At 45.6% G+C, this 14,997-nt stretch carries 10 protein-coding genes; 5 read left to right on the top strand and 5 right to left on the bottom strand.

The genetic code is table 11. The annotated features are described in order from the left end of the window. Window positions 1–2 precede the first annotated feature (2 nt). From AB4114_RS08795 to AB4114_RS08805, 3 genes are read left to right on the top strand one after another with little or no spacing between them, the layout of a single operon-like run. Window positions 3–3,116, top strand: a complete 3,114-nt coding sequence (locus tag AB4114_RS08795) for an efflux RND transporter permease subunit (protein WP_441988099.1) — start codon at window positions 3–5, stop codon at window positions 3,114–3,116. 12 nt (window positions 3,117–3,128) lie between these two features. Beyond that, window positions 3,129–4,427 (top strand): efflux RND transporter periplasmic adaptor subunit, encoded by a 1,299-nt coding sequence (locus tag AB4114_RS08800; protein WP_441988100.1) that lies wholly within the window; start codon window positions 3,129–3,131, stop codon window positions 4,425–4,427. A 35-nt stretch (window positions 4,428–4,462) separates the two neighbouring features. Continuing rightward, window positions 4,463–6,172 carry a hypothetical protein gene (locus AB4114_RS08805; protein ID WP_441988101.1) on the top strand — a complete coding sequence of 570 codons (1,710 nt, stop codon included), beginning with the start codon at window positions 4,463–4,465 and terminating at the stop codon, window positions 6,170–6,172. 81 nt (window positions 6,173–6,253) lie between these two features. Here the strand turns inward: AB4114_RS08805 and AB4114_RS08810 are convergent, their stop codons facing one another. Then, entirely contained in the window at window positions 6,254–7,162 is a 909-nt protein-coding gene (locus tag AB4114_RS08810) for an AraC family transcriptional regulator (RefSeq protein ID WP_441988102.1), read from the bottom strand. Between the two features lie 150 nt (window positions 7,163–7,312). Between AB4114_RS08810 and AB4114_RS08815 the strand changes: the two genes are divergently transcribed. Both AB4114_RS08815 and AB4114_RS08820 read left to right on the top strand, forming a co-directional pair. Further along, window positions 7,313–8,155, top strand: coding sequence for a sugar phosphate isomerase/epimerase family protein (locus tag AB4114_RS08815; protein WP_441988103.1), 843 nt, complete (start codon window positions 7,313–7,315; stop codon window positions 8,153–8,155). 2 nt (window positions 8,156–8,157) lie between these two features. Next, on the top strand, window positions 8,158–9,177 hold the full coding sequence (locus AB4114_RS08820) for a Gfo/Idh/MocA family protein (protein WP_441988104.1): 1,020 nt from the start codon (window positions 8,158–8,160) through the stop codon (window positions 9,175–9,177). Between the two features lie 420 nt (window positions 9,178–9,597). On the opposite strand, the gene AB4114_RS08825 is transcribed toward AB4114_RS08820, so the two are convergent. Genes AB4114_RS08825 through AB4114_RS08840 form a run of 4 tightly spaced genes read right to left on the bottom strand, consistent with a single transcriptional unit; the run spans window position 9,598 to window position 14,936 of the window. Continuing rightward, entirely contained in the window at window positions 9,598–11,496 is a 1,899-nt protein-coding gene (locus AB4114_RS08825) for an FAD-dependent oxidoreductase (protein ID WP_441988105.1), read from the bottom strand. Next, window positions 11,471–12,316 carry a hypothetical protein gene (locus tag AB4114_RS08830; protein WP_441988106.1) on the bottom strand — a complete coding sequence of 282 codons (846 nt, stop codon included), beginning with the start codon at window positions 12,314–12,316 and terminating at the stop codon, window positions 11,471–11,473. The genes AB4114_RS08825 and AB4114_RS08830 overlap by 26 nt, the downstream gene beginning before the upstream one ends. Next, window positions 12,313–13,362, bottom strand: a complete 1,050-nt coding sequence (locus tag AB4114_RS08835; RefSeq protein ID WP_441988107.1) for an SGNH/GDSL hydrolase family protein — start codon at window positions 13,360–13,362, stop codon at window positions 12,313–12,315. Before AB4114_RS08835 ends, AB4114_RS08830 begins: the two co-directional genes overlap by 4 nt. Window positions 13,363–13,385: 23 nt before the next feature. Then, the gene (locus tag AB4114_RS08840; protein WP_441988108.1) at window positions 13,386–14,936 is read right to left on the bottom strand and encodes an extracellular solute-binding protein; all 1,551 of its coding nucleotides are present in this window, start codon (window positions 14,934–14,936) and stop codon (window positions 13,386–13,388) included. Between the last annotated feature and the right edge of the window lie 61 nt (window positions 14,937–14,997).

Here is a 14,997-nt window from a genome sequence, read left to right on the forward strand (position 1 = left end):
GAATGAATCGACTCACACAGTTTTCGATGAAAAACGTTTCCGCGTTATTCATCATCATGATCATGCTTTTTGTAGGCGGCTTGTATTCAGCAACACAGCTCAAGGAAGAGAACATGCCGAACGTTTCCTTCCCTGTTGTGGCCGTTACAACGACCTACACGGGCGCACCTAAAGACGTTATGGATGAAATTACGGTACCCATTGAGAAGAAGCTGGCGAATCTGGAAGATTTAGATTCCATCCAGTCCACTTCCAGTGATAATTTCTCCATGGTTATTATTTTGTTCAAACAGAATGTCGATGTTGACAAAAAGAAGCTAGCAGTACAGGATGCCCTTTCCACGGTTTCCTTACCGGCAACGGCAGGTGCTCCTAAAGCATCTACCTTCGGTGCAGCATCCTTCCCATCCAACTATTTAGTCGCTTATGCGAACGAGGGAGTCAGCCAAACAGAGCTTGATAAAACGTTCAAAGATACGATTAAACCAGGTCTTGAAGGTATTAAAGGGATCGATCATATGGACATTATCGGGGCTAGAGACACCTCACTCGATATTGAGCTAGATGCATCAGCCTTAGATGTCTACGGTTTGTCACCAGGCATGGTGAGCAATGCGATTAATACCGCGGCGACGAAAACACCGATCGGTTCTGTTGAAATCGATGGTAATAGCAAAATGACCCGAGTAACAGGCAACTTATCCAGTTTGTATGATCTGCAAAAAGTAGAGATTACGACGCCTAAAGGTGCCATTGTTACCTTGGATCAAGTCTCCAAAATAAAGGCCATTAGCGAATCCGACTTCAATGGACGTTTAGATGGCAAGCCAGCAATTGGGATGATTTTATACAAAGCTGGCAGTGCGAATGCCGTTGAATTCTCCGATGAAATTGAGAAGAACATTACAGAATGGAAAACAACGTTACCGAACATTACGTTCAAAAGCACCTTTGACAGTGCGGATCAAATCAAAGAATCGATCTCTGGACTTGTCCGTGAAGGGATTGTAGGCGCGGTTCTTGCCTCACTTATGATTCTTGTCTTCTTACGCAATGTACGAATGACGTTGATCGTACTCGTCTCGATTCCGCTCTCCATTTTGATCACATTATTATTAATGTCGCAATTAAACCTCACGCTCAACACGATGACACTTGGTGGTATATTTATCGCGGTTGGACGGGTTGTCGATGACTCGATTGTTGTTATTGAGAACATTTATGCTTCCTTGGAAAAAGCGCAGGAACGGAAAGAATCCGTTATTGCTTTGGCAACGAAACAAGTTTCGATGGCGATTACGTCATCTACCTTGGCTACTGTAGGGGTATTTGCTCCACTTGCTTTGGTAACTGGGGTTGTAGGTGGTTTCTTCCGACCTTTCGCTTTAACGATTGCTTGTGCACTTCTTTCATCTTTAATTGTAGCTTTAACGGTTATTCCGATGCTTTCGAAATTACTAGTGCTGCGTAGTAAACCAGGTAAAGTACAGCATGATGAAACTAAGCCAACGAAGTTGACCATGTTTTATGAAAAAGTGCTCACGTGGAGTTTAAAAAATAAAATTAAAACGCTTCTAGTCGCTTTAGTCATGCTCATTGGGACGATGGCTGGAACGATTCCGTTCTTATCAGTTGCCTTTTTACCTGCATCAGGTCCATCGCACATCATGTATTTCCAATTAAAATTGCCTTATTCAACATCCTTTGATGCGACGGATAGCAAAACAAAAGAAATCGAAACGGTGTTGTTAGACCTGAAGGATTCAAAAGGCGAACCGGTATTTAAATTTGTTGAAGCACTTGTTGGTTATGCGGGTAAAGATGATGAGCAAATTCCGTATGCGTCTCAAATCTTCCTTGAAGTGAATGACAAAGTGGATCCTGAACAAGTGAAGGATCAAACGAAAGCTTATATTTTATCTGAATTGCCGAGTGGTTCTGAAGTTGAACCTAAATCTATGGAAGGTGACTTCGGAGTGTCAAGTACGGACTTCGCCTACACTCTCCAAGGTGATGATCAACTTCAATTAGAGAAAGCAGCTAGAGTGGTGAAAGAGAAATTAAACACGTTCCCTGAGCTTTCCGAAGTTGCCGACAATTTGAGCGATGCCAAAACAGAAATTGAAATTGCTGTTGATCAGAAGAAAGCTAGAGCCTATGGCCTAAGCGCAGCTTCCGTAAGAGATTCAGCACGTACATGGATTCAAAAGCAAAATCTAGGCGATATGAAATTCGATAATATTGTATATACAACAACGGTTTCATTGGAAAAAACAGACAAAGATTCCCTTGAGAAGTTGGGTAATATCCCGTTAACGGCTCAGAATGGCTCGACCATTCTATTGAAGGAAGTTGCCAAAATCAATGAAACGAAAGGCGCTGCTTCCCTTGCAAGAGAGAATCAGGCGCAACTCGTGAAAGTTTCTGCCAAAATTAATTCAGACAATAAGACGGCAGTAAGTGCCAAGCTAAGTTCGGCTTTGAAAGAGCTAGAGCTTCCAGAGGGTGTTACACCGCAAATTACAGGCGTATCCGAAGATGTTAACGAAAGCTTTACCCAGTTATTTGTGGCCATGGCTGCTGCGATCTTCGTCGTCTACTTGATCATGGTATTGGCGTTCGGGAACGCAAGTGCACCATTTGCGATTCTGTTCTCACTTCCTCTAGCTGTTATTGGAGGGCTCTTAGGACTCGTCATTGCTAGAGAACCATTAACCGTAACTTCCATGATCGGGTTCCTCATGTTGATTGGTATCGTCGTAACGAATGCGATCGTACTGATCGACCGTGCACAACAGTTGCGCGAAGAAGGTTATACCGTTCGTCATGCGCTTATTGAAGCAGGGAAAATCAGACTTCGTCCTATTATCATGACAGCCGGAGCAACCATTATGGCGTTAGTGCCACTCGCGCTCGGGATCTCTGCAGAAGGCGGATTGATCGGTAAAGGTCTTGGGGTTGTTGTTATTGGTGGATTGATTACTTCGACGCTCTTGACGCTAGTCGTTGTACCTATTGTTTACGAGTTGATCGAAAGTATGAAAAACCGCATTAGCAACATGTTTAATCGGAAAAAAGCTAAAGAAAAAATGACAACGAGTTCGTTAGAAGTATAAGGAGGCACATCGATGATTAACGAAGGTTCACGAAGAGGGCATAGCAAATATCGCTGGATGGGGGTCATCACGCTGTTAACCGCTGCGACGGTGTTGGCAACAGCCTGCTCGGCACCAGGAGCTAAGGATGCGGCAACCGTACAGTTAACGCCTAAAGCGGTCAAAACGGAAGCGATCAAGCTTCAGAAAATAAGTAATCCGATTGAACAGGTGGCAGATGTTGTAGCCGGAACAACACTCGATGTGATGGCGAAAGCGAATGGCGAAGTTACGGAAGTTCTGAAGAAACGAGGCGAATATGTGACGAAAGGTGATGTCCTTTTCGTTATTGATAATACAGATGCCTTATCTGCTAAACGGAAGAGTGAGCTTCAAGTGAAGAGTGCACAGGATTCCTTGCAGCAAGCTCGAGATAATAAAGTGAATACACGGAAAGATTTAGCTGATAACGTAGCTCGTACACAAACGGCTTTGAATAACGCTCAGCAAGATTACAACAAAATCAGAAATGATTTTGAAGCTGGAGTTGCGGTTCAGCGCCAGGTAGACCAAGTTAAGCAAGCGTTGGATAATGCTCAAATGAGCTTAGATGCTGCGCATAGTAAGTTATCCGCATTCGATAATACGGATTCTATCTCCAGCATTGAAACACAAGCAGAATCCGCACGTCTAACATTGGAGGATGCTACTCGCTCTTTGGATAATTTCGAAGTGAAAGCTCCAGGCAGCGGTATTCTGACAGATTTCAATGTCGTGGTTGGTCAAACAGCATCTGCAGCAGCAGGAAAGGTTGGTCAAGTTCAGCAGATCGATCCTATCAAAATCAAAACTGAGCTAGCTGAAACGAACTACCAACTTGTGAAAAACAAGAAGGAGCTCGTGTACTATAACCCGAATACGCCTGATAAAAAAGGGACAGCTAAGATTAGCTACTTAGCGCCAATCATGAGTGCTGCTTCCAAAACTTATACGCTGGAATTGGATATTCCGAATCCAGATCGTACGATTCAACCGGGTGGACGTTATCTGGTCCAATTGACAACAGAGACGGAAGAGAACGTTGCTGTCGTGCCTACACTTAGTATCATTCGTGAAGAATCCGATACCTTCGTGTTCGTTCAACAAGGTGACCAATACTTGAAACGGAAAGTGAAGCTTGGACGCATTAACGGCGAATTCCAAGAAGTGCTGGAAGGCGTGAAGGAAGGCGAACAACTGGTCATCACTGGACAGAACACTTTGAAAGACGGTCAAAAGGTGACAAGCCCTGCAGCATCCGCACAACCAACTGCATCACCAGCTGCCAAATAGCATCATTGAAATTCATATTAAGGGAGACGTTATAGATGAAAAAAAGACCATGGAAATCCAGTCTAACAGCCATTATGCTGGGAGCAATGATCGTTCAAGGAGGTACCGCAGCATGGGCTGCGGAGCCTTCCACGCCAACTGTTGTCGCACCAACTGTGAATTATGGGTTAACGGAGGATATTCGCGCTGCTATCAAAAGTGTAGGTGAAACGCCGACTGCGACTGGCTCACAGCTTGCTGTGACAGTTCGCTTGTACAATGGCGGCACAACGCAAAATCGTGTGCCAGAGCACGAGCTTCGCGTGCAAACATCTAGCGGGATCTCTTACACGCTGAAACCAAGTGCAAGTAATAAAGCTTCCCTGCAACCAAAGGAAATTGCAGAGCTTGTTTATTTCGCAGCGATTGATTCGAAGGAAATCGGTAGGATTGAAAGCCTTTCGTTCGTGAACGTCGACTTGTATGCTTATCCGAAGGTAGAGACTACGCTGCTTTCAATGCCAACTAATCAAGTATGGTATGGCGGTACGGGCAGTGCAGCACTGGAAAGCATCGCTAGTGCAGAGTGGGGACAAGAGTTCACGATTTCTGGTGTGAATTCAGGACTTACGTATAAGACGGTGGAATCTTCCCTACAGAACACAGCAGCTGGTCGTGTAGCCGTTGTGACTGTTCTTGTAAACAATCCGGGAGCAGGTCGTGAAACGGTACCCGCATTCCGTATAGATGCTCAATCAGAGTCGAAGAATTATGAAGGAAAACGTACAGAAGTGGCGCCAGTTGTCTTGGCAGCAGGAGAAACGACCTACATCCACTACGCGATCCCAGTGGAAAGCGGTGTGACGTTAACGAATGTCGTCGTGCTATCGACAGATACGTTTGTTCCGAAAGACGGAGGACAACCTTCGGAATTGGCAACAGCTAAGTTGGCTATGAACTGGCCAGTAGATGGGGCTAATACAACCGCAGCCGCGTATACGATCGGTCAACCGATCACTTTCAATGCACAAGCCAAAGTGATTGATAAGTCGACGGAAGTATCCTTAATGGAGCTGCATTTGCATGAGAATCCAGGTGAGGGCTATAAGACAGCCGTAGTGAAGTTCAAATTAACGAACGCAAGCACAACGCCAGTAGCAACACCAGCATTCTTGACGGAGCTAACAAGTAAGCTAGGTGCCTCCTACCAAGGTGTTCGTCAAACGAATGTGACGACGATGCTGAATCCTGGATTGAGCTATGTGGTCAGCTATTCCTATATTGTTCCACAATCCGAAGATAGTGAAAGTTTTGCTTTGAAAATATTAGATGCACAGGCTGCAGCTCCATATACGACGACGATTGCTGCGTTGCAAACGGACCTTCAGAAGGAAACGACGGATAATATTATTTCCTTGTACCCAATTGATGTGACGTTCAAGGACATAAACGTTAATATGCAATATGCGATGGGGACATACAGCTACAAGGTGAAATTGGATCTAACTATTACACAGGCTCCAAATGTTGTGGTTGATAACAATTTCTCCAAATTAAGATTTGAGATCGTGGATAGCTTAGGACGTGTTGTAGGTTCTAAAGACGCCTCTTTTAATGGGCCTAATAAGTTAATTAGTGGCAGCCAAATCCTTGATGCGACAGGGGCTAATTTGGATCAATTCAGCTCCCCATTCACGATTAATGTCTATGAAGCCATTGATACGCCAACGGGAATCGCTAAACGTTTAATCAAAGTAATGAAATAATTGCATATGCGTTATATTGAAAAAAACAGCCTGCTAGTAGAGAAATCTACTGGCAGGCTGTTTCTTGTGTAAGTATTCCGTTTACCGCTGTACCCTAGCTTTCACAGATTTCGCATAATCCGATGGTGACATCCCGACGGTTTTCTTAAAATCTCTAGAAAAATAATGAATGCTTGTGTAACCAAGCAAGCTCGCAATTTCTGTTATGTTATAAGGGCCTTCACGCATATAGGTTTTGGCTTGCTCGATTTTGAGTAATTTGAAGGCTTCCATAATGCCCATACCCTTCTGGGATTGAAAGAGCTCCTTCATACGACTTTTGCCCAGGTGAAAGGTTTGGCAGAGGTCATCAAGGGTAAAGGAATCTGCCAGATGATCGCTCAAATAGGCCATAATCTGACCGACGAGCCCAACCTCAGCTTTCTCCTTTTGCAACGAGGACTGTTTCAATTTCTGAGCTTCCTGAACGTTTCCCCGAGCTTCTAGTTTACGGATAAGGGTGATAAGGAGAATTTCTAAATAAGCTTTGATGAGCTGCTCACTAGCAAACGATGCCTCTTCGTTTCTTTCTAACAAATGAACGGAAGGAGAATCGAAGGGAGGGAGGAACGCATGAAATCCCTCTTGCGTGATGATTGAAAGCATATTGCGTTCGCGATCGCCTAACGATACGACTTTATTAGCTAGCTGAGACATAGCCTCAGAATGGCAGACGAAGGCGATAACGATGAGATTCGGCGGCTTATGCGCATGTCTGACATGAACGGTATGGAACTCCTCCGGTTTGTGGAAAATCATATTCCCCTGCTGGAGGGTATGGATGACATCGTCGGCACGGACCTCGACTTCCCCCTTGTCCACGTAGAGAATTTCCCAGAAGTCATGCTGCTCACCGTCGAAAACAAAGCCTTTGGCATATTCAAAATAGTGAAAGGAAATGAGCGCTTCGATCGAAAGTGATTCCTGTAAATAGATTCTTGGGAAATCCATGGTGTCCGTCCTCTCTAGGCGATTTTCTTCCCGAATATAGCCATTTTACCACATTCAATTTAGCTAAAGTGCAAATAATTCGGCTTAATAGATAAATCCAATGGGACATCACTCTTTTATAATAAAGGAAAGAAGCGGAGGCGATTATCAATGAAAAAAGGGATAAATATTTGGTCATTTCCAGGCTCTATGAGCGTGAAAGATTGCATTACGACTGCGAAAAAAGCCGGATTCGACGGCATTGAGTTAGCTTTGAACGAAACGGGTGAACTTAGTCTGGAAAGCACGGAAAGTGAAGTTCGTGCGTACCGCCAGCATGCTGATGAAACAGGGATTGAGGTAAGCAGCTTAGCGACAGGCTTATTCTGGTCTTATTCCTTGACAAGCAGTGCCCCGCAAACGCGTCAGAAGGCGAAAGACATTGTGAAGAAGCAGCTAGAGCACGCCGCGGCACTTGGTGTTGATACGATTTTGGTCGTACCTGGTGCGGTAGGTGTTGATTTCATCCCTGACTCTGAAGTGGTTCCATATGACCAAGCCTATGACTACTCCCTTGAAGCCATTCAGGAGCTTTCGGCCGTTGCCGAGTCTTTGAAGGTTTCGATTGGGATTGAAAATGTGTGGAACAAATTTTTATTATCACCGCTGGAAATGCGGGATTTCATTGATAAAGTAAATTCACCTTATGTAGGTGCATATTTCGATGTAGGGAATGTTATATTCTCCGGGTATCCGGAGCACTGGATTTCTATTTTGAGCCATCGTATTAAAAAAGTACATTTCAAAGATTATCGCCGCGCAGCTGGCGGTTTGCATGGTTTCGTTGACCTGCTTGCAGGCGATGTGAATTATCCGGAAGTGATGAAAGCCCTTCAATCCGTCGGTTATGATGACTATGTGATCGCTGAAATGATCCCAGGCTATACGCATCACGGTGAGCAAATTGTTTATAACACATCAGGCGCAATGGATGCTATTCTGGGGAGGAAATAATCATGCTAAGAATCGGACTAGTTGGACTAGGCTTCATGGGAAGAACACATTTGGAGAATTATGTACGCCTAGAAGCAGAAGGTGTTGCGATTAAAGTTGTAGCGTTATGTGATATTGACCCGGTTAAGCTAGAAGGCAACGCGGTTGCTGGAAATATTGATACAGGTGATTCGGCGATCGATTTCAACCTCTATGCGAAGTACACTAGTGTGTCCGAAATGATTGAAAAAGAACAGTTGGATTACGTGGATCTAGCTCTCCCGACTTACCTGCACCGTGATATTACGATTGAATGTCTAAATAAAGGTCTGCACGTGCTATGTGAGAAGCCAATGGCTTCGAATCCGCAAGAGTGTGAAGAGATGATTGCAGCTGCTGAAGCGAATGGCAAGCAATTGATGATTGGACAGTGTCTGCGCTTTTGGCCAGCCTATGTGTATTTGAAAGAAGCTGTAGAGAAGGGGACTTACGGTAAAGTAACAAGCGGTTATTTCTACCGCGGCGGCGCTACTCCGACTTGGGGACCATGGCTAATCGATAAAGAGAAGAGCGGCGGAGCTTTACTCGATATGCATGTTCATGATATCGATATGGTTAATTGGTTGTTCGGAAAACCTGAATCCGTTTCGTGTTTGGCACGAAATGTAGTTCCAGGCAGCGGCTATGATGTCGTGTCTACGAATTATTTGTACGGGGATGGCAAAGTTATCAATGCGCAAGCTGACTGGACGCTCGAAGGTGATTATGGCTTTGATATGCAGTACCGTGTCAATTTCGAGAAAGCGAACATTATTTTTGGCGCGAGCGGCCTGAAAGTGAACCCGAATGATGCGGCTGGATTCAATCCAGAGCTATCACCAGAGATGGGCTATTACTTGGAGCTGAAATATTTCATTGAGACGCTTCTCGCAGGGGAATCGGTTACAACCGCAACGCCGGCTAGTACACGGGAAACGATTGAAATTGCTGTCGCTGAGATGGCTTCGGCAGACAAGCAAGGGGCTTGGGTGGAAGTGAAATAGTAAGCGAGATCTGTATGTAAACCTTGGGAATCGTATCTGATTTCTAAGGTTTTTTTGAATTGAGGCACTAAGTATACGCGGCTCGCTCTGGTAGGCAGTAGAACGCATACCTCTACATCATATAAAGGAATGACATCTTCGATAACTTCGATGTTTTGCCCCCTTTTGACAGGCGTAACGTACAGGAGATGGTTCACGTACCGGTTAATGGCATAAAGAACCGTTTCCCGCACTGCCACACTACCGCAGGAAGCATAATCTTCGAACACATGCCAGGCGATGTAAATGCCGTTAGGGCTTTCTACTATGCCGGGGCCAGCGGCTCTCAAGGTGCTCACCGATGCCAATAGTGGCAGCAACAAAAACGGCAGTCTAGGACATATTTCCGTTTCCTAGTCCGCCGCTGTTTCTTTTCTCGGATCAGTCTGCAATTTTTTGCGTTTGAATGTCATCCCACTTGCGAAGGAAATTCGAGGAGATTCGCCTTATTTTATGCTCCATCGAGAAGCGAATAGGCGAAAAGTCGCTGCGAGTTTGTTTAAACGAAATTGACAAGGATATCTGCTGTTGCTCAACCCTTTTCCTTATAACTGCAGCAATTTCCTTGCGCAGATGAGCATGTGCGTCCCCGATTTTGAACAATGCCATGAGGCTGAACGTGAAGTATTGAAAGTATAGCTCTTCATCGTCTGCAATAAATTCGGTAGAACCATTTATATTTCTTATTCCGGAAGAATCGGATAACAAGGCGATCAATTCAGGCACAATAACCGTGTCCTTTAATTTACCCAGCAAATAGATCGCTGTATATCCTCTGGCATTATTATATTTGATGCTCGTTTTCGGCACGAAGGAATCGCGTTCCACGACCATAGCTCGCAGCATAGGAAGCGCTGCTTCATCCTGCATAAGGGCTAATGCAAAGGAACTGTGCTTGCGCAAATGTTCATTCTCCTGCTGTTGCAGCCATTCGAGAAGCAGCGGTTTCATGGAGGGACCGTTTCTTATTGCTGACCATATGGCTAGGCCTGGCTTTTCACTGCTTAAGCCTTTCTGAATGTTTACCGTTTCGTTCAACCAATGAATAATCGGATTCTTCTCATCCTCGTAGGCGATTCGATCCTTCATTCCCACATGATTGTGCGGATTCAAACATCCGGTTGATCTTAGTAGTGCCGCTAATTCATCATAAGGTACGTTCAAGAGATCTGTTTGATGCCGGGTAGCCAGATAGGCCGCCATAGCCGCCGCTTCTCCGCACTTCTGCATATCCCGCTTCATCCGCACACAAGGGGCAAGATCATGGTCGAGCGCCAGGCACCGCCCTGCAACGATTAGGCCTTTCATTCCTTTGGGGATGAGTGCCCCGAGCGGGACAGGGACTGAGAAGTTTACGCCCCACATGCTGCCTGCTACGGTCCAATCCTGCTGAGTTTCGCTTTCGAATGCAACGTCCTTACTATGATTATCCAAATTAGCATATGCGTAAAATAAGGGCTGATCGGTGAGGCGATTGTGCAGGTAACCATTAAAGGTAAGATTGGACTCGCCTTCGATAAACCTTCCTTCGCGGATACCAAGCAGCGGTGCTAGGCGGAGAAACCGCTGCTGATCGTCGTATCGATCCTTCAAGTGCGTATGCAGAAGCGCAGAATCGACAATCGCCCGAGTCAAATCCTCTTCATCTGCCTGATCCACATAGCCGGAATCGGTATAAACAAAAGTAACTCTTTGTTTCTCCAAGGCGACGATGACATTAGAAAAAGGTTGGGATTGGCCGTCGCTCTCGCGTCCTTTACGAGTCGGACAGCCGGCCATCGTGCATACCTCTGCATCTCCCGAGCTGTCGATAACGATGCGGCTTCCAGCGGTATGAACGCCATCAGCGTCGATCCAGCGTATCCCTTTGACCGTCAACCCTTCCAGATAGACGCCAGTTGCAGTTGCCTCATAGCATAATTCAACACCTGCCTCCAGCGCCTTCTGTTCCATCACATACTTCTTCAACTCGCCGTTCACCGTCACCTGGGGTGTGTAAGAATCGCGTTCCAGTTCTAGAACTTGCTTATCAATTTCTTCGTAGAAGCCGCCCTTGGAACCGTAATAATAAGCAAGCACACCACCGGCCGTACCCACGCCCCCCATACAATTGAGTCGCTCGATACCCAGCACCTTCAACCCCATCTTCGCTGCTGTGATAGCAGCTATCGCCCCGGCAGTTCCAAGTCCTACAACAATAATGTCATATTCGTTATCAAATAAATGATTATGAGCAAGGGTTTCAATAACGGACTTATTTACAATCTCTGATAAGATCATTCGGGCTCACCTCCTGCTTTGCATAGGATAGTCCTGCTTCGAAGGCTTCCATGAAATTATCATAAGCGCAAGAGGGCAGCCAGCTCGAGCCCATTGCCGCGACTTGAGCTCCCTTGTTTACCTTAATATCGAACGTATCGGCAACTGCCGCCAATTTCCATGGACGAAGCATCTTCGGCCTGTTCATCCAGAATTGATGTAATTTGTCACGAGCCACGATCCAATTGTCCTTGTTATCTACCTTAAATTGGAAATAAATCTCCGATGGAAATCCTCCTTGTACCATTTCGTAGCTTCGCCCGGAATCGCCTATCGATGCTGCCAGTGGAGGACCATCAAGAATAGCATTAATGCTTTTTGCAAGGATGGGGGGATTCCACAGATGAGATGAGCCGCAGGTTGAAGTCGTATCAATAATGTTTCGGACTTGCACCGTTTGCGAGCCTGAAGTGTTGTAAAGCATCACTTCATATCCGTCTTCTGATGATCTTACTTCGGTGATTTCCGTCATCATACGTATATTCAGGTCATGCTTTCGAATGAAATGATACAGAACCGGTGAAATACCGGGAAGGTGGACGGCGCCGTCCGCTTGCACAATATTGCGCCTGACAAGCTCGTCATATAACTCCTGTCCGATACCGGAAGTCGGTCTGTTGGCAAGCCCGTGTCCCGGACGATAGCTGTTAACATATTCATGACCAACTAGTGAGGACCTCTCAACAAGAATGGACTGTTTGCCTAAGCTGTATGCCATCCCTAGACCGGCAAAAGTGGCTCCATAGATCAATACAGGAGCATCAGAATGAAAGGCTGTCATGATTTCTCACTCCTAACTTGAAGAATTTCCCTCAGCTTTGCGGCCATATGCTCACCCATGAGCATGTGGCCGTAATCGGAAGGGTGAAGCAAATCAAATACAAGCGATGACATTTCCTTCATAATCTCGTAACCTTCAATAAGATAAAGCGAAGAGTGGTCCAGTTCGGCGACGATTTCTCGTAATATGTGATTAAATTGAGCTTCATTCCTGCTGGCTGGATAATCCATGTGCGAATAGGTCGCCGCATTCGGATAGACGGTAATGACGACCACAGGCTTCTGAGGCTGCTTCTGAATCACGGTCTGGATTAAATAGTATGCCCGTTCTTTAAACTGCTCAGGTGTAAAGAGCGTTCTCATATTGACTCCTAGCTCCAGCGTAGCTATATCCCAGTCATTCCGATTTGCAATGTAATCCACAGCTTCTTTCTCGCAGAGACACGAGCCACTCAAACCGAGATTAAGAACATCAACGCCAAGACGTCTTGCGGCCTGTTGAGCATAGCAATTGTAGTAATGGATTGCGGCGCCTCCATGCGTGATTGACGAACCGTAGGCAAGCCATCTTAACGCAGGCACTTCGTTCTGATGCGGCGGGCGGACACTCCGACCCAAAGTATCCAACTCGTGAAATACCGCTGTATAGCGGCAAGTCATTATCCTCCACACATGGGGCGAGAACGATAAAGACGACTCTTCCGCCAACTTCCTGTCAGGGCTTTCCCTCTTGAAGCGTTCGGGCTCTTCTAATAAAAGCGTACGTCTGACACCTGTTTGCAATCGGTGGTTGGAGTGAAAGTAATCACCTTTAAACACGATCAGATCTCCGTCTTCTTCCAGTGAGGAGATCGACAGCCTCACGGCCTCGGCATCGGTGACGAAGCGAATCTCGCAACCGCTGGATTGTGTGGATATATGGGATCCTCTTGTACTTAATCGATTCCGTACGTCTCTTGGATATCGATGTAAGCGCAGTCCGGGGAATAGTTTGTTTTCTTCCAATTCCACAACATTATGAAATTCAAGTTGATTGTAGATCATCATGTACTCCTCTTATGCGAGCTGCCTTATTTTTTTACGGAAAGCTCCTTGTAGATCTTATTGACTTCCTCAGTAATTTCTTTGCCTCCCGACTTGTTCCATGTTTCCACAAAACGGTCAAAACCTTTATCTGTATCTACTTCTCCTGTAATAAACTTAATGAAGTATTCCTGTTCGATATTGACCAAATCCGGATATTTGACAGCTGATGGGATGATGAATTTCGCTTCATTGACGACGCGCTCTACCCCTTGGGCCAGCTGGTCCCGCTGTGCAATCTCTTCTGCAGAGTAAGTAAACGGCTCGAACGCTTTCGATTTACGTGAAAGCAGGCCATAGTAATTGCCGAATCCCATATTGATCCGCTTCTTACTATCCTTGAAATCGTCCTTAATTACAGGTTTTCCGTTCTCCATCGAGTAATGTACCCCATCTTCCCCAAATTGGGACATCAAGTAGCTGTCTTTATCGGAGTAGAACGAATTAAGAATTTCATATATTTTTTCTTTCTTAGCCGGATTCTTGCCTGCATCAACGCTCATGCCTATATAATTGCCCGTTAAGCCCCACATGGCCAATTTGCCGGGTCCGTATGGACCTTCAAGCGCTTTGCCAACCATAAGGTTGATGCCATTTTTTTTAGCTAACTGCCCGATTTTGCCGTTTTCTCTAAAGTTGCTCCAGTTTTCGGTTGAAATGCCCACGCGTTTGTTCTCGAAGTCATTTCTTTTGCCGTCATTTGTAATGAATTCCGGGTCGAGGACGCCATCTTTAAACCATTTGTTGAGCAGCTTAAACGATTCGCGAGCACCTTCTGTCGTTATCCCATAGACCAGATTGCCGGATTTATCTTTGGACCAGGATTTGGGATGTACATGATGGGCGCCGAATACGTACTGAAAGGAGTCCGCCGCCCCAGTCTTCCCGTAACCAGTCAAGCCAAAGGTATCTTTCTTGCCATTGCCGTCTGGATCATTATTGCGGAATTTATACAGGACATCTTCCAGCTCTTTCAATGTTGTGGGAGGCTGGTTATATCCAATGGCTTTGAGCCAATCCCCGTTATAAAACGGATGAAGGGGGAGTACACCTTCAAGGTTGGTAATCGGAATACCGTAGCTTTTGCCGTTAATGAGGCCGTCGTTCCACGCACTCGGCTGATTCTTATCAATAAACTCAGCAAGTGTTGGCATCTTCTTTTTGATTTCCTCGATGGGCAGTTCAGCCAGCAGACCTTGCTGGGAATACGTGCTTACATCAGCCGTCCCCCAAAGCAACCACATATCGGGAAGCTCATTCGTGGCTAATCTCAAATTGAGCTGGTCTTTCCAGTTTTGCCGGTCAATACGCATATTTTTGATTTTGACATTGAATTTCTTTTCTATCCAATTCTGTACCAAGGAACCGTCTTGCTCGGGAAAGTCAAAGCTAAGCCAGCTTATTTCTACAGGTTTCTGTACCTGCGGCGTTGGATTGCCGCTTTGACTCGGCGTTACTTCCGTTTTGGTGCAGCCGCTCAAGACAACAGATGCGGCGAGTACGGATGCGATTGTCATTTTCAAACCTTGATGTTTCATGGTGAAGCCTCCCTTTTATTAGTTTATAGAATAACGCTATGAAGCCATGGAGTTCAATCTA

The organism is Paenibacillus sp. 2RAB27, from assembly GCF_052115445.1.
GTDB lineage: Bacteria > Bacillota > Bacilli > Paenibacillales > NBRC-103111 > Paenibacillus_E.